Origin of the sequence: Coprococcus sp. AF102-57, assembly GCF_027686195.1 — a bacterium.
GTDB lineage: Bacteria > Bacillota > Clostridia > Lachnospirales > Lachnospiraceae > Allocoprococcus > Allocoprococcus comes.
In genome coordinates, this window is the sequence record NZ_JAQCSY010000002.1 from 83,322 (window position 1) to 103,093 (window position 19,772).

At 44.0% G+C, this 19,772-nt stretch carries 16 protein-coding genes; 4 read left to right on the forward strand and 12 right to left on the reverse strand.

Annotation, left to right across the window (positions count from 1 at the left end; translation table 11 throughout):
* Nucleotides 1-37: 37 nt before the first annotated feature.
* The 11 genes from PGZ10_RS01775 to PGZ10_RS01825 form a co-directional block, all read right to left on the reverse strand.
* A complete protein-coding gene (locus PGZ10_RS01775; protein ID WP_117824294.1) occupies nt 38-1,246 on the reverse strand; it encodes an aspartate kinase in 1,209 nt (402 codons plus the stop codon).
* A gap of 26 nt (nt 1,247-1,272) precedes the next feature.
* A complete protein-coding gene (locus tag PGZ10_RS01780) occupies nt 1,273-2,490 on the reverse strand; it encodes a homoserine dehydrogenase (RefSeq protein WP_270540575.1) in 1,218 nt (405 codons plus the stop codon).
* Nucleotides 2,491-2,498: 8 nt separating this feature from the next.
* Nucleotides 2,499-2,939 carry an ACT domain-containing protein gene (locus PGZ10_RS01785; RefSeq protein ID WP_008374505.1) on the reverse strand — a complete coding sequence of 147 codons (441 nt, stop codon included), beginning with the start codon at nt 2,937-2,939 and terminating at the stop codon, nt 2,499-2,501.
* Nucleotides 2,932-4,042 (reverse strand): peptide chain release factor 2 gene (gene prfB, locus PGZ10_RS01790; protein ID WP_117556961.1). Its coding sequence is split into 2 segments (ribosomal slippage): nt 2,932-3,966 and nt 3,968-4,042, totalling 1,110 coding nucleotides; the frame shifts between segments, so codons are not numbered across the junction. The genes PGZ10_RS01785 and prfB overlap by 8 nt, the downstream gene beginning before the upstream one ends.
* 50 nt (nt 4,043-4,092) lie before the next feature.
* Complete coding sequence (gene secA / locus PGZ10_RS01795; protein ID WP_022220283.1) at nt 4,093-6,660, reverse strand: preprotein translocase subunit SecA; 2,568 nt, start codon at nt 6,658-6,660, stop codon at nt 4,093-4,095.
* A 115-nt stretch (nt 6,661-6,775) separates the two neighbouring features.
* On the reverse strand, nt 6,776-7,549 hold the full coding sequence (gene hisA / locus PGZ10_RS01800) for a phosphoribosylformimino-5-aminoimidazole carboxamide ribotide isomerase (RefSeq protein WP_117556959.1): 774 nt from the start codon (nt 7,547-7,549) through the stop codon (nt 6,776-6,778).
* A 125-nt stretch (nt 7,550-7,674) separates the two neighbouring features.
* Complete coding sequence (locus PGZ10_RS01805; protein ID WP_117556957.1) at nt 7,675-7,947, reverse strand: hypothetical protein; 273 nt, start codon at nt 7,945-7,947, stop codon at nt 7,675-7,677.
* A 223-nt stretch (nt 7,948-8,170) separates the two neighbouring features.
* Nucleotides 8,171-10,123, reverse strand: coding sequence for a fructose-1,6-bisphosphatase (locus PGZ10_RS01810; RefSeq protein WP_270540576.1), 1,953 nt, complete (start codon nt 10,121-10,123; stop codon nt 8,171-8,173).
* A gap of 34 nt (nt 10,124-10,157) precedes the next feature.
* Nucleotides 10,158-10,916, reverse strand: a complete 759-nt coding sequence (gene dapB, locus PGZ10_RS01815; RefSeq protein WP_270246717.1) for a 4-hydroxy-tetrahydrodipicolinate reductase — start codon at nt 10,914-10,916, stop codon at nt 10,158-10,160.
* A 119-nt stretch (nt 10,917-11,035) separates the two neighbouring features.
* On the reverse strand, nt 11,036-11,926 hold the full coding sequence (dapA, locus tag PGZ10_RS01820; RefSeq protein ID WP_008374488.1) for a 4-hydroxy-tetrahydrodipicolinate synthase: 891 nt from the start codon (nt 11,924-11,926) through the stop codon (nt 11,036-11,038).
* Nucleotides 11,927-11,982: 56 nt separating this feature from the next.
* Nucleotides 11,983-12,627, reverse strand: coding sequence for a single-stranded DNA-binding protein (locus tag PGZ10_RS01825; RefSeq protein ID WP_117556951.1), 645 nt, complete (start codon nt 12,625-12,627; stop codon nt 11,983-11,985).
* 218 nt (nt 12,628-12,845) lie between these two features.
* On the opposite strand from PGZ10_RS01825, the gene typA reads away from it, so the two are divergent.
* The 3 genes from typA (at nt 12,846) to hpf (ending at nt 16,107) form a co-directional block, all read left to right on the forward strand.
* On the forward strand, nt 12,846-14,672 hold the full coding sequence (gene typA / locus PGZ10_RS01830) for a translational GTPase TypA (RefSeq protein WP_117556949.1): 1,827 nt from the start codon (nt 12,846-12,848) through the stop codon (nt 14,670-14,672).
* A gap of 78 nt (nt 14,673-14,750) precedes the next feature.
* Nucleotides 14,751-15,362, forward strand: a complete 612-nt coding sequence (locus tag PGZ10_RS01835) for a transporter (RefSeq protein ID WP_008374483.1) — start codon at nt 14,751-14,753, stop codon at nt 15,360-15,362.
* A gap of 208 nt (nt 15,363-15,570) precedes the next feature.
* The gene (gene hpf / locus PGZ10_RS01840; protein WP_022220288.1) at nt 15,571-16,107 is read left to right on the forward strand and encodes a ribosome hibernation-promoting factor, HPF/YfiA family; all 537 of its coding nucleotides are present in this window, start codon (nt 15,571-15,573) and stop codon (nt 16,105-16,107) included.
* Between the two features lie 114 nt (nt 16,108-16,221).
* Here hpf and PGZ10_RS01845 read toward each other — a convergent pair whose 3' ends face one another.
* Nucleotides 16,222-16,878 carry a YigZ family protein gene (locus PGZ10_RS01845; RefSeq protein WP_270246716.1) on the reverse strand — a complete coding sequence of 219 codons (657 nt, stop codon included), beginning with the start codon at nt 16,876-16,878 and terminating at the stop codon, nt 16,222-16,224.
* Between the two features lie 216 nt (nt 16,879-17,094).
* Here PGZ10_RS01845 and PGZ10_RS01850 point away from each other — a divergent pair, with 216 nt between their 5' ends.
* Nucleotides 17,095-19,731, forward strand: coding sequence for a transglycosylase domain-containing protein (locus PGZ10_RS01850; protein WP_270203588.1), 2,637 nt, complete (start codon nt 17,095-17,097; stop codon nt 19,729-19,731).
* Nucleotides 19,732-19,772: the final 41 nt, after the last annotated feature.

The window sequence follows — 19,772 nt, forward strand, 5'->3', positions numbered from 1 at the left end:
TGCTCCATCCGGTACATTTGCGACCACATTCTTTTTATTAGTCTTCCAGACCAAATCCGTCATGGATTGCAACCAGTGCACGGTCTGCATCTTTTTCATCGATCAGAACCGTGATACGGATCTCTGATGTAGAAATCATATTGATATTGATATTGGAATTGCTAAGTGATTCAAACATGGTCGCAGCAACGCCCGGATTGCTGAGCATTCCGGCTCCTACGATCGATACCTTTGCAACTTTTTCGTTATAATTCATCTCTTTGATCGTAAGGGCTTCTTTTCTAGCTTCCAGAACTTCCATTGCCTCTTTAAGATCATCCTGTGATACAGTAAACGTAATGTCTTTTGTTCCGTCACGTCCAACTGACTGAAGAATAATATCTACGTTAATATTATGCTTTGCAAGTGTATTGAAAATCTTAAACGCAGTACCTGGTTTGTCTTCTACACCCATTACTGAAATTCTCGCTGTATTTTTATCTGCCGCAACGCCGGTAATTAACATTTTTTCCACCTTTGCTACCTCCTTGACCAGGGTTCCTTCTTCTGTGTTCAGGCTGGAACGTACAACCAGCTCAACCCCGTATTTTTTCGCCATCTCTACAGAACGATTATGTAAAACCTTTGCCCCTGATGTTGCAAGCTCCAGCATCTCATCGTAGGTGATCTCTTCGATTTTGCGTGCATTCGGTACCACTCTCGGGTCTGCAGTGTAAACACCGTCTACGTCTGTATAAATCTCGCATTTGTCTGCATGCATTGCAGCCGCAAGTGCCACAGCTGTCGTATCGGATCCACCTCTTCCAAGTGTGGTATAGTCTCCATAATGGTTGACTCCCTGGAATCCGGTTACGATCACGATCTTACGGTTCTCCAGTTCGTGGGTGATACGGTCTGTATCCACTCTTTTAAATCTTGCATTTCCGTTCCGCGCCGTAGAATGCATCTTTACCTGGAATGCATTCAGCGAGATTGCCGGAACATTCAAAAACTGAAGTGCCATTGCCATCAGTGCCACAGATACCTGCTCTCCCGTGGTAAGGAGCATATCAAGTTCTCGTTTTGATGGATACGGATTGATCTCGGCTGCCTTCTCAAGCAGTTCATCTGTTGTATCTCCCATTGCAGAGAGAACAACGATCACATCATTCCCCATCTGATACTCTTCTGCGCAGCGTCTTGCCACATTAAAGATCCTCTCTTTATCTGCAACCGAACTGCCGCCAAATTTCTTAACTACCAGCATAATTTCCTCCTACAGTTCCTGCATTTTTATACTTCTTCTTCTACTCTTATCATATGCAGAATTTCCGGATAAGCTTTTGCTTTTTCCTCATATTCTCCCTCGGTCATCACTGGTGTGACAAAACCGAATTCTCCATTGACCCCTGCCTCTACAAATCTTACTTCACCAAAATCATTGCCGATTCGTTCTTTGAACGCATCCTCATTTCCACGGATTCGCACCAGGAACTTCTTGCTGGTCTTGCTTCTGTCTTCCAATGTAAGCTTTTCTTCGCTCCAGAAATTCATGATATCTCTGCCCTGATTCTGTACAACTGCCACAATGTCAGCCACAACCGCACTTGCAGTCGGAAGCTTTCCTGCCCCACTTCCGTAGAACATCGCATCTCCCAGCATATTCCCCTTTACAAATACGGCATTAAATACACCATTCACACTGTAAAGCGGATGTTCTGCATGAAGAAGCACCGGTGCAACTCCCGCATAAAGAGTTCCGTCCACATGCTTACACTCAGCAAGAAGTTTGATATTCATTCCCAGAGCCTTTGCATACTGCATATCTTCTGTTGTGATCTTTGTAATACCTTCGGTATAAATTTCTTCAAAATCCACATATTTTCCTGAGATGATCGATGCAAGGATCGCGATCTTCCGGCATGCATCCTGTCCTTCCACATCAGCAGTCGGATCTGCCTCTGCAAATCCATTCTTCTGTGCTTCACGGAGAACCTCTTCATAGTTCGCTCCCTCGTAGAACATCCTGGTCATCATGTAATTGGTTGTTCCGTTCAGGATTCCTGCGATTTCTTCGATCTCATCACCTGTCAGGGATGATCCAAGTGCCCGGAGGATTGGAATCCCCCCTCCCACACTTGCTTCAAAAAGGAAATTCACATTCTTTTCCCGTGCTGTTTTAAGAAGTGCGGATCCATGCTTGGCAACCAACGCCTTATTGGATGTCACAACACTTTTTCCTGCTTCCAGTGCTTTTCTGACAAAGGTATTCGCCGGTTCCACACCGCCCATCACTTCTACTACAATTCCAATCTCCGGATCATTCAGGATAATCTCATAATCATGAACAATCTTTTCCTGGATCTTATCTCCCGGGAAATTTCTCAGATCCAACACATATTTTACTTCAATTTTTTCTTTTGCCCGTGACGCGATCAGCTTCTGATTTACATCCAGAACTTCTACCACACCAGAACCTACGGTACCATAACCCAATACTGCAATCTTCATCTTTTTGTCTACTCCCTGCCTACGATTTTCAAATAATGCACACCTGAATGCTGTTCAATCTCTTCCACCATCTCCGACAGATTCTTCGTTGTCTGCAACACCTCCACACTGAGTGTCAGTGTTGCCACCCCGTTGATCGGAATACTCTGGTGAATAGTCAGGATATTCGCCTGATACCTTGCCACCGCGTTTAAAAGCTCTGCCATAACCCCCGGTGTATCATCAAGCTGAATAACCATCGTAACAGTCCTTCCTTTTTCATTTTCGTGAAATGGGAAAATATCATCCTTATATTTATAGAAAGAACTTCTGCTGATACCGATCTCTTCTGTCGCTTCCTGAATAGTCATTCCACGTCTGGTTGCGAGCAGTCTCTTTGTCTCGACAACCTTTATGAGCACCTCCGGCACTGCTTTTTTCTTTACCACATAGTACTTTGTATTATCCATTGTTACTCCTCTGTTTCAGATAAGCATTGATAAATGGATCCAGCTCCCCATCCAGAACTGCACTTACATTTCCGGTCTCTTCACCGGTACGGTGATCCTTGACCAGATTGTAAGGATGTAAAATATAGGATCGGATCTGGCTTCCAAAATTGATATCCTGAACTTCCCCCCGGATACCGGATACCTTTTCTTCCTGCTCCTGCTTTTTCAAAAGATACAGCTTGGCTTTCAACATCTGCATCGCTTTGTCCTTATTAAAAAGCTGCGAACGTTCATTCTGGCACTGCACTACGATTCCTGTCGGAAGATGCGTGATCCGCACCGCAGACGAAGTCTTGTTGATATGCTGTCCTCCGGCTCCGCTCGAACGGTAGGTATCGATCCGCAGGTCGTCGTCATTCAGCTCAATGTCAATATCATCTTCAATATCCGGTATCACATCACAGGATGCAAAAGATGTCTGCCTCTTGCCTGCTGAATTGAACGGAGAAATACGCACCAGACGGTGCACTCCCTTTTCTGACTGAAAATAGCCATATGCATTATCTCCCGTTACTTCAAACGTGATTCCTTTCAGTCCGGTAATATCTCCGTCCTGATAGTCCAGCACGGTTATCTGAAATCCTTTTGACTGTGCATATCTTGTATACATACGATACAGCATATTTGCCCAGTCACAGCTGTCTGTTCCTCCGGCTCCTGCATGCAGTGTCACGATTGCATTGCAGGAATCATATTCTCCCGAAAGAAGCGTCCGGATCCTGAGATCTTCAAATTCTTTTTCAAATTTAGCGATCTCACGCTGGATCTCTTTGATCATCTCCCGGTCTTCTTCCTCTTCCGTAAGTTCGATCAGTGCATTGATATCTTCATATGAACTTTCCAGATCCCGGACCTCCTTCACACAGTCCTGCATTTTCCGGAGTTCTTTCATGATCCTCTGCGAAAGCTCTGTCTTGTCCCAGAACCCCGGTTCTTCTATCTTTCTTTCCAGCTCTTCAATCCGTTTTTCTTTGCCTGCCAGGTCAAAGTGAATCCCTCATTTCCTTCAGGGGTTCTTCATACGCATTTAATGTCTGCTTAAATCCGTCTAATTCAACCACTGTATCACCTCAAATCTCATAAAATTATATAAAAATCCAAACAGTCGTATTTATTTTCTTCCACAGCATTGTTTGTATTTCTTGCCGCTTCCACACGGGCATGGATCATTTGGATATATCTTTTTCTCGGCACGTACCTTTGGTCCCTTCGCAACGCTGTCATCTTTATTGGTACCGGTTACCTTTGCAACCTGTTCTCTTTCAACCTTCTGTTCTACATTGACATGGAAGAGAAGTCTGACTGTATCCACTTCGATTGCACGTGTCATTTCACCGAACATATCATATCCGATCATCTTGTATTCAACCAAAGGATCTCTCTGTCCGTAAGCCTGCAGACCGATTCCCTGACGTAACTGATCCATATCATCAATGTGATCCATCCATTTTGCATCGATCACACGCAGAAGGAACACACGCTCCACCTCACGCAGATGCTCTGCTTCCGGGAACTGTGCTTCTTTTTCTTCGTATGCTTTTGCAGCACGTTCTTTCAGGAGATGCTTGATCTCTTTTGGCTCTTTATCCTTTGCATCCTCCTCCGTAACCGGCGGAAGCGTTGGAATCACATCCAGAAGGTCACGGTTCATTGCTCCAAGATCCCATTCTTCAAAATCCTGTTCCTCAGAAAGATTGGCATCGACAGTATTTTCCACAAAGTCTGTGATCATATGGAAGATAGAATCTCTCATATTCTCACCGTCAAGGACTCTGCGTCTTTCATCGTAGATGATCTCTCTCTGTTCGTTCATTACCTGGTCATATTCAAGCAGGTTCTTACGAATACCAAAGTTATTGCTCTCAATCTTCTTCTGAGCCTTCTCAATCGCACTTGAAAGCATCTTGTGCTCGATCTGTTCTCCTTCTTCTACTCCAAGCTTGGTAAATACATCCATCAGTCTCTCGGAACCGAACAGACGCATCAGGTCATCCTCCAGAGAAATATAGAATCTGGATTCTCCCGGATCGCCCTGACGTCCGGCACGTCCACGCAACTGGTTGTCAATACGACGGGACTCATGACGTTCTGTACCGATGATCTTCAGTCCGCCGGCTGCTCTTGATTCTTCATCAAGCTTGATATCCGTACCACGGCCTGCCATGTTGGTTGCGATCGTAACAGCCCCATGCTGTCCTGCCTGCGCAACGATCTCAGCCTCCAATTCATGGAACTTGGCATTCAGTACATTATGTTTTACGCCGCGTTTACTGAGCATCTTACTGAGGAGCTCGGAAGTTTCGATCGTGATCGTACCAACCAGAACCGGCTGTTCTTTTTCATGCGCTTCACAGATTGCATCAATAACTGCGTTAAATTTCTCTTTCTTTGATTTGTAAACGGCATCCTCCAGGTCAATTCTCTGTACCGGAACATTCGTCGGAATCTCAATAACGTCCATTCCGTAAATATCACGGAACTCCTGTTCCTCTGTGAGGGCTGTACCTGTCATACCGGATTTCTTCTCATATTTATTAAACAAATTCTGGAATGTAATGGTAGCCAGAGTCTTGCTTTCTCTCTTGACCTTTACATGCTCTTTTGCTTCGATTGCCTGATGAAGTCCGTCAGAATAACGGCGTCCCGGCATGATACGTCCGGTAAATTCATCAACGATCAGGACCTCATCATCTTTTACTACATAATCTTGGTCACGGAACATCAGATTATGTGCACGCAGTGCCAGAATGATGTTGTGCTGGATCTCCAGGTTCTCCGGGTCAGCAAGGTTCTCAATATGGAAGAACTTCTCAACCTTCTTCACACCCTCTTCGGTCAGGTTGATATTCTTTTCTTTTTCATTGACAATGAAGTCTCCGGTCTCTTCGATCTCTTCTCCCATAATGGCATTCATCTTAGAGAATTCCCCGCTTGCTTCACCTCTCTCCAGCTGTCTTGCCAGAACATCACATGCTTCGTAAAGTCTGGTTGACTTTCCGCTCTGTCCGGAAATGATAAGCGGTGTTCTCGCTTCATCGATCAGAACTGAGTCAACCTCATCGATAAGTGCATATTTCATACCGCGCTGTACCAGCTGTTCTTTATAGATAACCATGTTATCACGGAGGTAATCGAAACCAAGTTCATTATTCGTCACATAAGTGATATCGCAATTATACGCTGCACGTCGTTCATCATTATCCATCTGGTTCAGAACAACTCCAACAGTCAGTCCCAGGAATTCATGAACCTTTCCCATCCACTCAGCATCACGCTTTGCCAGATAGTCGTTGACTGTTACAATATGCACCCCTTCTCCGGTCAGTGCATTTAAGTATGCCGGCAGTGTAGATACAAGTGTTTTACCTTCACCGGTCTTCATCTCGGCAATACGGCCCTGATGCAGGATGATACCACCGATCATCTGTACACGGTAGTGGCGCATTCCAAGTACACGGACAGCTGCCTCTCTTACAACAGCAAACGCTTCCGGAAGAAGATCGTCCAGTGTCTCTCCTTTTGCAAGCCTCTCCTTGAATTCTTTCGTCTTTTCTTTCAATTCCTCATCGGAGAGCTTCTGCATCTCCGGCTCCAGCGCATCAATATGATCCACGATCGGGTAGATTCGCTTCAATTCATGTTCGCTGTGCGTTCCAAATATCTTTTCAATAATTCCCATTTTATTAAGCTCCTTATATTCCTTGCTTATCACTTCTGTCTGAAGTGTTTTGCTTTTTTCCGCTATAGATAGACAGTATCCATTGTAGCACCATTTCTTTTATTCTTCAATCAGTTTATTTCACCGGTTCTGTCAGCTCGGCATACGGAATCTTACCGCCAAAAAGATCCAGTGCACTGCCGATCGTATAGTCCAGCTTTTCCCCGCTGATCCGTGCAAACTCCCGCAGATCCTCCATGCTTCCAATTCCACCGGCATAGGTGATCGGAAGTCCGTCCCACGCCGCAAGCATCCTGACCAGCTCCTCCTCTGTACCAGATGCTTTTCCTTCTACATCAACCCCGTGAACCAGAAATTCATCACACCATCCGGACAGCTCTTCCAGGACCTCCGGTATCAGTCTGAGCTCAGTAAATGTCTGCCATCTGTTGGTTACAATATAATAACTGTTCTCGCGCCTCCGGCAGCTGAGATCCAGTACCAGATGTTCTTTCCCTACTGCCTTTTTCAGCCGGTCCAGCCGGTCATACCGCACTTGTCCATTCTGAAATACATAGGATGTAACGATCACATGACTTGCCCCTTCCTCCAGATACTCTGCAGCATTTTCTGCAGTAATTCCTCCGCCGATCTGCATTCCGCCCGGATAGGCATGTAGTGCTTTCAGTGCCTGTGCCTTTGTCGCATCATAGTATTCCGATGCCGGCGGATTCAGCAAAATAATGTGTCCTCCGGTAAGTCCATCTTTCTTATACATTGTCGCATAATAATCTGCATCCTGTCTGGATATGTAATTTTCTACCGCTGCATTTCCCGCATCTTTCAGGCTACCACCCACAATCTGCTTGACTGCACCGTTATGAATATCTATACATGGTCGAAATTTCATGAAGTCCTCCGCTTTTTCTGTTGATCTCGTCTTTGCATACCGTCATATTGTATCACACCCGCGGACATTTTACTACCTTTTGTCTGTAAAAAGGCAAGACTTTTCCGCAAAGTCTTGCCTTTTCCCTATTCCTGACCATCTATTGTATGATTATCATTTACATTCCGGTCCTCTGTCCTGTTTCTGGTCATATCATCGACTCCGTCTTTCACATCATCTACTGCATCCTCAACGCCATCTCCGATATCGTTTGTGACATCATTTACCGTTCCATTCTGATTCGTCCCACCGGTATTCGTATCCGGATTTGCAGCGTTATCACCATTTCCACACGCCGTAATTCCTCCCATCAGCATCACACAGGTAAAAACCAGAACCATTCTTCTTAGATATTGCATGTTGTAATTCTCCTTTTTCTGTAAAATACTTGTACTATTACTATCCGCAGAAAAAGGATTTTTATACTTATTTTTAATTTTTTTCGTAACTGTTCAGAGCCAACCTCCAAAATGCTACGCATTTCGTCGGTGTGGCGTATCCGCCAAATAAAATTTCAAAAACAGTCTTAAAAATGCAAGCATTTTACACCTGTTTTATGAAATTTTGCTTGGCTCTGAACAGTTACAATTTTTCGATGATCTGACCACTTCTGTAAGCGTCCAGCAATGCCTCCAGATCCGCGATCCGTTCCTTCAGTACTTTTCCAACATCAGTATCTCCTACCGTCTTGCGTTCGAGTGTCCGTTTTACGATCACACTGTCCGAATGGATATCTCTTTCTTTTTCAATAGCTGCCTCCGTCGATTCAAACGGATCATGCGCCGCAAGGATCAGTCCATAGGAATTATAGATCAGCGTGTATCCTGCAATTCCGGTTTCTTTCTGGTACGCTTTTGAAAATCCGCCATCAATAACAAGCACTTTTCCACCACATTTGACCGGATTCTCTCCATTTTTCGTTTTCACCGGAACATGTCCGTTGATGATATGGGAAATTTCTCTGTCCAGGCCAAATTCATCCAGAATTCCGTTCATCACATTTTCATCTTCAAGAAGAAGATAATACGCATTCTTTTTCTCTTTCCACAGCTCCTTTTCTGCAAGGAAATAACGCTCAAAGGTCGCCATTTTATCTTTGCCGAAAAGAGGAGAATTCGCACCCTGCCAGATATACCACATCAGGTCACGCCCTTTTTTCTTTTCATCCGGATCTACCGCAAAAAATCCTTTTCTCACATAGGACTCCATCACATCATAAAGTGTCCTTCCCTGATAGCTTTTACCGTATATCTTTACCTTTCTGAGTGATCCGTCATCATTCAGTGGAACACAGCCGTGATACAGCAAATTGGAATTATAAATCTTGTAAAGACTTCCTTTGTTCAAAAGGAAACGCATATGCCTCTGCAATTTTTCACAGCTCTGGAACGCTTTCACCAGGCGGTTCATGATCTCTTCTTCTTCAGCTGAAAGCTGATATGGATTCTTCGGATCTATGGTCGGAAAATAATCATCCAGAAGCTGATAGATTTTTCCGCCTATCGTTATAGTCCCTTCCTCGTAGTTGATCTTATCCAGAAAGTTTCTTCTCTGGAAACCAAATTCCGGATAAAGCTCTGCTGCCTGTCCTTCTACTTTGAACTGGATAACAGAAATTGCCTTGTGCATTTTCATATTCAGTTCCAGCTCCTGTGGTTTGCAATTGTCCTGCCCTTTTAATAAAAAGCATTCACAGGGATCTTTTGCATACTGTTTCCATGCGAAAGTTGCAAGCGGAAGCAGATTGATCCCATATCCATCCTCCAGAATATCCAGATTCCCATAGCGGGCACAGATACGGATTACATTCGCAATACAGCATTTCTGCCCCGCTGCCGCTCCCATCCACAGGATATCATGATTCCCCCACTGGATGTCCACCGAATGATACTCCATCAGCTTGTCCATAATCAGATGCGGTCCCGGACCTCTGTCGTAAATATCACCGACAATATGCAGGTGATCCACAACCAGACGCTGGATCAGTTCACACAAGGCTACAATAAATTCCTCCGCTCTTCCGATCTGGATAATTGTACTGATGATCGAATTATAATATGATTCCTTATCTGTCATTCCTGACTTTTCTGTGATCAGTTCCTCGATCACATATGCAAAATCCTTCGGGAGTGCTTTTCTGACCTTCGATCTGGTATATTTGCTCGCCGAACGTTTTGCTACCTCGATCAGACGGTACAGCATGATCTTGTACCAGTCATCCATATTCTGTTCTTCTTCCCGGATCCGCTCCATCTTCTCCCGCGGATAGTAGATCAAGGTTGCCAGTGTCTGCTTGTCCCGGCTGCTCATTGTGTTTGCAAATACATCATCGACCTTGCGCTTTACCGAACCCGATCCGTTCTTCAGCACATGTGCAAACGCTTCATATTCTCCGTGAATATCCGTCAGAAAATGTTCCGTTCCTTTTGGAAGATTCACGATTGCCTGTAAGTTAATAATTTCTGTGGACGCAGCTGCGATTGATGGAAATAATTCCGACAGCCCTTCCAGATATTTCTCCTCTAATGCTTTCATAACTTCCTCCCTCTTGTATAAAAGCTTTTTCTGCTTACAGTCCGATCACATCACTCATATCGTACATTCCTGCCGGTTTTCCAGCCAGGAATTTGGCAGCTTCAACTGCACCTTTTCCAAAAATTGCTTTTGAATATGCAGTGTGGTGGAATTCGATCACTTCATCTGCCCCCGCAAAGATGACGTCATGCTGTCCAACGATCGTACCTCCACGTACTGCAACGATCCCGATTTCGTTTTTCTCACGTTTTTTTCGTTCATGACTGCGGTCATAATTGTATACATACTGGTCAGCCATCGCTTCATTAATCGAATCTGCAAGTGCGATCGCTGTTCCACTTGGAGCATCAACTTTCTGATTATGATGTTTTTCTACAATTTCAATATCAAAGCCTGCCGGAGCAAGAACCTTTGCTGCATCCTTTAAAAGCTTCATCAGAAGATTGACTCCCAGTGACATGTTTGCAGAACGGAGAACCGCAACTTTTTCTCCTGCTTCTTTCACCTTTGCAAGCTGTTCCTCAGAAAGTCCTGTTGTGCAAAGAACAACAGGAAGAGTTTTCTCCACACATACATCCAGAAGCTCATCAACTGCTGCTGCGTTTGAGAAATCAATCACAACATCTGCCTGCACATCACACTCTGCAAGGCTTGTAAATACCGGGTACGGATTCTCGATTCCGGTGAATTTATCAATACCTGCCACGATTTCGATCACATCATCTTCCTTTACAAGTTCCGAGATCACCTGTCCCATTTTTCCGTTACATCCATGCATAATTGCCTTAACCATTTTGTATTCCTCCTTGTTATCTCCATTTTCTTGTGTATCTTTTCACAAATTCCTGTATAGCACAAAAGGAACTGATGGATACTCCAGTCAGTCCCTTTTCTCTATAATCTGACCCTTTATTATGCCAGTTTAATTCCAAATGCTTCCAGTTCTTTTGCAAGCTGTGCTGTATGTGCTTCTGTCATCTCTGTCAAAGGCATACGCAGAGGACCTGCCTGCCATCCCATCAGATTTAAAGCCTTTTTAACCGGAATCGGATTCACTTCACAGAATAACTTCTCGATCAGCGGAATCGCATCCAGCTGCATCTTACAGCTTCCCTTGACATCTCCTTCAAAGAACTTTGCACAGATGTCATGTGTATACTGCGGAGCCACGTTCGCAAGAACTGAGATGACACCCTTTCCTCCAACAGAAAGGAGCGGTACGATCTGGTCATCATTGCCTGAATACAGATCGATCTTGCCATCTGTCAGCTGCATGATCTTTGAAATCTGGGAAATATTGCCTGATGCTTCTTTTACCGCAACAATATTCTCTATATTTTTATGTAAAGCTGCAACTGTCTCCGGAGCAATATTCACACCGGTACGGCTCGCCACACTGTAAAGGATGATTGGTGCTTTTGCTTCTTTTGCAACAGCGGTATAATGTGCGATCAGTCCGTCCTGTGTACATTTGTTATAATATGGTGTTACAAGCAGCAGTCCGTCTGCACCGTCTTCTACTGCCTCTTTTGACATCTGGATCGTTGTGTAGGTACTGTTGGAACCGGTACCTGCGATCACCGGGATTCTTCCCTTGACACGCTCGATTGCAAATTTGATGCATTCCATGTGCTCTTCTTCTGATAAAGTAGAGGATTCACCTGTTGTTCCGCAGATGATAATACTGTCGGTTCCATGTGTACAATGGTAGTCCAGCATTTCATCCAGTTTGTCATAATTTATACTCTCGTCTTCATGAAACGGCGTTACAAGTGCCACTCCTGATCCTGTAAATATAGCCATAATATTCCTCCTGACATGTTGCTTTATGATACTAAACAATCAAATTAAGTTTAGCATTAAATACAGGCACTGTCAATCAGAGTCTTTTCCAGCTTACTGACCGAAACTTCATAGGCAATCCTCTTTTCTGTCTCGGTATCTGAGATCCGTTTTACATATTCCCTGCTCTGGATCCTTCCCAAAAGCTGTACATGCTCTCCCACTTCAAAGCCGGAGGCATATCTTGCATTTCTCCCCCAGCAGATGCATGGAATATAATCAGATTTTCCATACGGGCGGTTAACCGCAAGCAAAAGATCTGCGATTTCCCTTCCAAGCGGTGTCTTTCGGTAGATCGGTTCCTTGCAGATATAGCCATCCAGCCAGATACTGTTGGTCTTTGTCCCGTCAGGTTCTTCTTCCATAAAGGAAATCTCCCGTACAAACACGGATAATACCAGACGGTTTTTCTGCTCTTCATGCCGGTTGTAAGAGCGGAACTGCCCGTGCACCATAATATACTCTCCGGTATAATCCTGTGTCACATCGATCAGTCTCTCTGAGATCATCAGCGGAATACGGTCTTCTGAATTGCTCAGTCTTTTCACTTCTACCTCTACCATATAAAAGCCTTCTCCGAAGACCTCATGGCTGAATGAAAATTCAGTTGCTACCTTTCCCATGATCGTTACCTGGTTATTTTCAATAATCTTATCTGACATAATAATGTAAATCTCCTTCCTCTTCGCAGGCGTATTTTACCGCGTTCTTACTCTTGATCACTATCTAATCTATGAAGCTTTTCCAGTTTTTAGAACAAAAAGTAAACTCTTTTTTTGCAGAAAGTCAAATTTTTTTCTTTCTACTTGTAAATTTTTCAAAATGTGATAAACTATACGGGTTGTAACTTTAAATAGGTAATAAGAAGGGTTTTGAGAATATGAAGACAAAACGTGAAGACATTAGAAATATCGCTATCATCGCCCATGTTGACCATGGTAAAACAACATTAGTAGATGAACTTTTAAAACAGAGCGGTGTTTTCCGTGAAAATCAGGAAGTAGCCGAACGAGTAATGGATTCCAACGATATCGAACGTGAACGTGGAATTACCATTCTTTCCAAAAACACTGCAGTTGTTTATAAAAATACAAAGATCAATATCATTGACACTCCTGGACATGCCGATTTCGGTGGAGAAGTAGAACGTGTCCTTAAGATGGTCAATGGAGTGGTTCTTCTGGTTGACGCTTTTGAAGGTGCCATGCCACAGACCAAATTCGTTTTGAAAAAAGCTCTTGCACTGAAGCTCCCGGTTATCGTATGTATCAACAAGATCGACCGTCCGGAAGCACGTCCGGATGAAGTTATCGATGAAGTTCTTGAACTTCTCATCGATCTGGGCGCATCTGACGAACAGCTTGACTGCCCGTTCCTTTTTGCTTCTGCAAGAGACGGATATGCAACTTACAATATCGACGATGAACCGAAAGACATGGTTCCTCTGTTTGAGACCATCCTGGATTACATCCCGGCTCCGGAAGGAGATCCTGATGCAGGTACACAGATGCTGATCAGTACCATCGATTACAATGAATACGTTGGCCGTATCGGTGTTGGAAAAGTCGATAACGGAACGATTTCTGTCAACCAGGATGTAGTTGTTGTAAACCATCATGATCCGGACAAACAGAAAAAAGTAAAGATCAGCAAATTATATGAATTTGACGGTCTGAATAAAGTAGAAGTAAAAGAAGCAGGCATCGGTTCTATCGTTGCAATCTCCGGTATTGCAGATATTTCCATCGGTGATACGATCTGTTCGCCGGACAATCCGGTTCCGATCGAATTCCAGAAGATTTCCGAGCCTACGATCGCAATGCAGTTCGTTGTCAACGACAGTCCGTTTGCAGGACAGGAGGGTAAATTCGTCACTTCCCGTCACCTCCGTGACCGTCTGTTCCGTGAACTGAATACAGACGTCAGCCTTCGTGTTGAAGAGACAGACAACACAGACAGCTTCAAGGTATCCGGACGTGGAGAGCTTCATCTTTCCGTCCTCGTTGAAAACATGCGTCGTGAAGGTTATGAATTCGCAGTCAGCAAAGCCGAAGTTCTTTACAAAAAAGACGAAAACGGCAAGCAGCTCGAGCCAATGGAAACCGTATACATTGATGTACCGGATGAATTTACAGGTACAGTTATTGATAAATTAAGCCAGAGAAAAGGCGAACTCCGCAACATGGGAATGTCTAATGGCGGATACACCCGTCTTGAATTCTCCATCCCGTCAAGAGGTCTGATCGGTTATCGTGGAGAATTCCTGACCGATACAAAAGGTAACGGTATCATGAACACAGCCTTTGACTGCTACGCTCCGTATAAAGGAGATATCCAGTACAGAAGCCAGGGATCCCTGATCGCCTTCGAGACAGGTGAAGCTGTAGCTTACGGTCTGTTCAACGCACAGGATCGTGGAACACTCTTCATCGGACCTGGTGAAAAGGTTTACTCCGGTATGGTAATCGGTCAGAATGCGAAGACAGATGATATCGAACTGAATGTATGTAAGACCAAACACCTTACCAATACCCGTTCTTCAAGTGCTGATGAAGCCTTAAAGCTTACTCCGCCGAGAATCCTCAGTCTGGAAGAAGCACTTGATTTCATCGATACCGATGAACTTCTGGAAGTCACACCGAAGAGCCTGCGTATCCGTAAAAAGATTCTGGATCCGAAACTCCGTAAGAGAAGCAATTTCCAGTAAAAAACTATAGATTTTTCTTTACACTTCCCCCTTGTATCCGTTACAATCTTTGTATACAACGAACAAGGGGGATTTTTTATGAAAAAATACTTAAACGCAGCACTCCATAAGCTGACCGTACTTCTGGAATTTATCATTTCATTCGTTCTGGCTGCCGGAATCATCATTCTGCTTGTCCAGCTGATCCTGTCCATGCCAAATGTTCCGGATCTGAATATTTATCCAAATTACGAAGACCTGGTAGAAACCTGTTTCAATCTGATCATTGGTGTCGAGCTGATCCGTATGCTTTATCAGCACAAGCCTTCCACTGTGTTTGAGGTGCTGTTATTTGCCATCGCCAGACAGGTGATCATGGCACATAATAATCCGGTATCCAGCCTGATCGGTGTGATCTCCATCGCACTTTTATTTGCAACCAGAAAATTCCTTTTTATTGAATTTGATGAATCTGAAAAAATCATTTTCCGTGCTACTACAAAAGCACGGATTGTAAACAGCATCCTGCACGTCCATATTCCATATGAAGATGAACAAACCTTATATGACGTGATCACTAAAAGATTTGAACAGGAAAAAACAGAAATTGGTGTGGGTGCAAGTACATTCTTCGATAATTTTGGTCTGCGCGTTGCCAAAATGCATAATGGAAAGATCAGTCGTATCGAAGTAATCCGCTCCATACATTGACAGAATTTTCTGATAATTCAGTTTTCTTTACAGAATTTTAATAATTTTTTTGCATTTACCATTGCATCTCTCCCCTATGATAGAGTATAATGTAGCTATAGTCGGAAGGATATAAAAACTATCTATACATCCTGCCGGTCAAGCTCTTATAGATGCACTTATCTCCGTACATACTATGAGAAATATGAGAAAAAAGGAGTTGAGCTGTATGAATTTTATCATTAGCGGAAGAAACATTGACATCACACCTGGTCTCAGACAGGCTGTAGAACAGAAATTAGGAAAACTGGAAAAGTATTTTACTCCTGAAACTGACATTATCGTTACACTCAGTGTAGAAAAAGAACGTCAGAAAATCGAAGTTACGATCCCTGTAAAAGGAAACATTATCCGTTCCGAGCAGGAAAGCAGCGATATGTATGTATCCATTGATCTCGTAGAAGAAATTATCGAGCGTCAGCTCAGAAAGTATAAAACCAAACTGATTGCAAAACAGCAGGGCGGACATGATTTCCGTCAGGAATTTATTGAATCCGATACTTCGGCAGCAGAGTCAGACGAGATTGAGATCGTCCGTACCAAACGTTTCGGCATCAAACCAATGTTCCCGGAGGATGCCTGCATTCAGATGGAACTTCTCGGACATAACTTCTACGTATTCAGCAATGCTGAGACAGACGAAGTCAATGTTGTATATAAGAGAAAGAATGGAACCTACGGTCTGATCGAACCGGAATTCCAGTAAACCAATAAACTCATACAGAGAACCTGCTGTCTGCAGTTCCTCCTGTATACTAAGACATTAAAACCCCTATACAGAACGGATTCTCCGTTCTGTATAGGGGTTCTTTTTCCTGTTCTATTCCTCAAAAACCAGGATTTCTTTTCCATCCTCCGCAAAATAGCAGCTGTCTCCTTTTTCGATCACAGCCTGTCCATTTGTTCCCTCTGTAATCTCGGAAACCACACATTGCTCCTGATCATAAGGCAGAATCACTTTCATCAGCACTTTATCCGTATACTGTGTATCCTGCACACTGATCTGCCGTTGTCCGAGGATATACTGGATCTTCCCAAGTCCGGTATAATCCGTTCCAATCTCATACCGGTAACCCAGGCGCTTTGTGATCACAGTACTTGCCTGAAGACCTTCCTTTACTGCTCCCTGATAAGCCCGCACCAGACCACCTGTTCCCAGAAGCGTCCCGCCAAAATACCTGGTCACAACAACCGCCGTATCGTGAAGATCTTCCCCTGTAAGCACATCCAGCATCGGTTTTCCTGCTGTACCTGCAGGTTCCCCGTCATCACTACATCTCAGAGTTGGATTTGTTACACCGATCACATAAGCAAAACAGTTATGTCTTGCGTCCCAGTATTTTTTCTTCACTTCTTCTATAAATGCCAGTACTTCTTCTTCTGAGTGTACCGGTCTTACCGTTGCGATAAAACGGGATTTCTTTTCAACAATTTCCCCTTCTCCTCCCCGGTATACTGTTTTGTATTCTTCCTGCATGTCTGCGTTTTTCCCTTCATTTTCCTTATATTTTCACTATTTCCAGTATACAAATCTATTTCTTCAGATGCAAGAAAATTACAAAAATGTTACAATTTCCCTATATTTCCGAAATTTTTCTTAATTTTGTAAAATGGAACATTGAAGTTTTCAAGTTTTCCTTTATTTAAATTATCAAGTTTGATATAATATTGCAATATGAAGGAGGAAGCATTCATGAATTATGGAAAGCGAAAAGCTTCTAAAAAACAAAAACGCATAACATCGAAAAAGAATATGCACAAAAAGAAACTGGGCGTTCGCCTTTTTAAAGGTTTTCTATTATGTATCTTTGTCTGCTGTATCCTCGCAGCGATCGGAGGTGGCTTTATCATCAGGCATGTGATTGATAATGCACCTGAGATTACAGCTGACAGCATCAAACCACAGGGTTATACGTCCACCGCACTTGCAGATGACGGCACGACAACAATAGCCGAATTCACCGGTGCAGGTGCCAACCGTGTATATAAGACGATTGATCAGATCCCGGAGGATCTGCAGCATGCATTCGTCGCAATCGAAGACTCCCGTTTTTACAAGCATAACGGTGTTGATATCCAAGGTATTATCCGTGCTTTTGTTGTTGGTATCACTCATGGTGGCAACTTCTCTGAAGGAGCCAGTACCATTACCCAGCAGCTGATCAAGAACAATGTCTTCCCTGACTTTGTAAATGAAAGCACTTTTGAAGAAAAGCTGGAACGTAAGATCCAGGAACAGTATCTCGCAATTCAGGTTGAAAAGCAGCTTGATAAAGATTCAATCCTTGAAAGCTACCTGAACACGATCAACCTTGGTCAGGACTGTCTGGGAGTACAGTCAGCCGCACAGAGATATTTTAATAAGGATGTCAATGAACTTAACCTTTCCGAATCTGCAACCATCGCTGCAATCACACAGAATCCGGGAAGATACAATCCGATCACCAATCCGGAAGACAACGCAACCCGCCGCAAAAAAGTTCTGGATAATATGCTCGATCAGGGCTGGATCGACCAGGCTGCCCATGATGAAGCACTGGCAGATGACGTATATTCCAGAATTCAGAACGTAAATACACGGATCGAAGAGACCAACACCGTCAACTCTTATTTTGTTGATGCCCTGTCTGAGCAGCTGATCGAAGATCTCACCTCAGAAGACGGACTTGGATATTCCCAGACACAGGCAGAGAACGCACTGTACAGCGGTGGTCTCACCATTTATTCAACTCAGAATCTTACGATGCAGAACATCTGTGATGAAGAATTGAATGATGACAACAATTATCCGGCCAATATTGACTGGGGTGTTGATTATGCCCTCACAGTCTATCATACTGATGGCTCGGTAGATAACTACAGTGCCGGACACCTGAAACAATTCGGGGCAGATCAGTACGGTGATGATGAAGGACTTCTCTTCGGATCACAGGAAGCTGCACAGGAAAGAATTGACGCATTCCGTAACAGTCTTCTCCAGGATGGCGAGACCTATGATGAGTACGTCAACCTCTCTCCACAGCCGCAGACTTCACTTACCATCATCGATCAGAAAACAGGGCAGATCAAAGCTCTTGTCGGTGGCCGTGGACAAAAAACAACCAACCGTGGACTGAACCGCGCATACAAGGGTTCTACCCGTAACGCAGGTTCTACATTCAAGATTCTTGCCGTATACGCTCCGGCATTGGACAGCGCAGATCTTACACTTGCTACCACCGAAGTTGATGAAGAATACTACTATCAGCACGACCTGGAACATCATCAGGTTCATAACTGGTGGGGCGATTACTATAAAGGTACCGTAACATACCGTCAGGCGATCGAACAGTCCATGAACATCATTGCGGTAAAGACATTGAATAAGATTGGTATCAATCTTGGTTTTGAATACTGCGAGAAATTTGGTCTTTCCACACTTACCGAAGACGATGCTGTAGAGTCTCTTGCTCTTGGTGGTATTTCCCATGGTGTTTACAACTATGAACTGACAGCAGCCTATGCATCCATTGCAAACGGCGGTGTATATAACAAACCATCCCTGTACACAAAGGTATTGGATCATGATGGTAATGTCCTGATCGACAACTCCAATCCGGAAAGCCACACTGTGATCAAAGATACAACTGCGGCACTTCTTACCAACGCCATGCAGGATGTTGTCACAAAGGGTACTGCAACCGATGCACAGCTCAATAATATGCCTGCATCCGGTAAATCCGGTACAACCTCCGACAACCGTGACTTCTGGTTCGAAGGATTTACACCGTATTATACCTGTGGTATCTGGATGGGTTACGATGGTAACCAGGAAATGTCTGAAGGAAGCTGGAACTATCATTTCAAGATCTGGGCTAAGATCATGAACCGGATCGATGAAGCTTTGGGACTTACCTACAAAGACTTCGAGATGCCAGGTTCTCTCGTTCAGAAGAGCGTATGTACAATTTCCGGTAAGCTTGCCGGTTCCGGCTGTCCGTCACAGACCGAATGGTTTGATCCGGATACTGTCCCGACCGAGACATGTTCCGGACATGCAAGCAAGTCAACTACCACAAACAGTACAAAAAATTCGAATGACAAATCCGATTCTAATAGTACAACAGGTGGAAACTCCTCCGGTAACTCTACCGGCACTAATGGGGATACTACCGGTGGTACCGGCGGTGATTCCGGCAATACTGGCGGCGGCACAGATTCCGGTAATAATAGTGGCAATTCTGGTAATACCGGTGGCGATTCTGGTAATACCGGTGGCGATTCCGGTAATACCGGTGGCGGCACTGATTCCGGCAATACCGGTGGCTCAGATTCTGGCAATGGACAGTAAGAATCTATCATCTAATTAGAATAAAAAGAGATCAGTGAATA

Coding starts and splice junctions, on each gene's coding strand:
- PGZ10_RS01775 (WP_117824294.1), bottom strand. CDS start 1,246: ATGCTGGTAGTTAAGAAATTTGGCGGCAGTTCGGTTGCAGATAAAGAG.
- PGZ10_RS01780 (WP_270540575.1), bottom strand. CDS start 2,490: ATGAAGATTGCAGTATTGGGTTATGGTACCGTAGGTTCTGGTGTGGTA.
- PGZ10_RS01785 (WP_008374505.1), bottom strand. CDS start 2,939: ATGGATAATACAAAGTACTATGTGGTAAAGAAAAAAGCAGTGCCGGAG.
- secA (WP_022220283.1), bottom strand. CDS start 6,660: ATGGGAATTATTGAAAAGATATTTGGAACGCACAGCGAACATGAATTG.
- hisA (WP_117556959.1), bottom strand. CDS start 7,549: ATGAAATTTCGACCATGTATAGATATTCATAACGGTGCAGTCAAGCAG.
- PGZ10_RS01805 (WP_117556957.1), bottom strand. CDS start 7,947: ATGCAATATCTAAGAAGAATGGTTCTGGTTTTTACCTGTGTGATGCTG.
- PGZ10_RS01810 (WP_270540576.1), bottom strand. CDS start 10,123: ATGAAAGCATTAGAGGAGAAATATCTGGAAGGGCTGTCGGAATTATTT.
- dapB (WP_270246717.1), bottom strand. CDS start 10,916: ATGGTTAAGGCAATTATGCATGGATGTAACGGAAAAATGGGACAGGTG.
- dapA (WP_008374488.1), bottom strand. CDS start 11,926: ATGGCTATATTTACAGGATCAGGAGTGGCACTTGTAACGCCGTTTCAT.
- PGZ10_RS01825 (WP_117556951.1), bottom strand. CDS start 12,627: ATGTCAGATAAGATTATTGAAAATAACCAGGTAACGATCATGGGAAAG.
- typA (WP_117556949.1), top strand. CDS start 12,846: ATGAAGACAAAACGTGAAGACATTAGAAATATCGCTATCATCGCCCAT.
- PGZ10_RS01835 (WP_008374483.1), top strand. CDS start 14,751: ATGAAAAAATACTTAAACGCAGCACTCCATAAGCTGACCGTACTTCTG.
- hpf (WP_022220288.1), top strand. CDS start 15,571: ATGAATTTTATCATTAGCGGAAGAAACATTGACATCACACCTGGTCTC.
- PGZ10_RS01845 (WP_270246716.1), bottom strand. CDS start 16,878: ATGCAGGAAGAATACAAAACAGTATACCGGGGAGGAGAAGGGGAAATT.
- PGZ10_RS01850 (WP_270203588.1), top strand. CDS start 17,095: ATGAATTATGGAAAGCGAAAAGCTTCTAAAAAACAAAAACGCATAACA.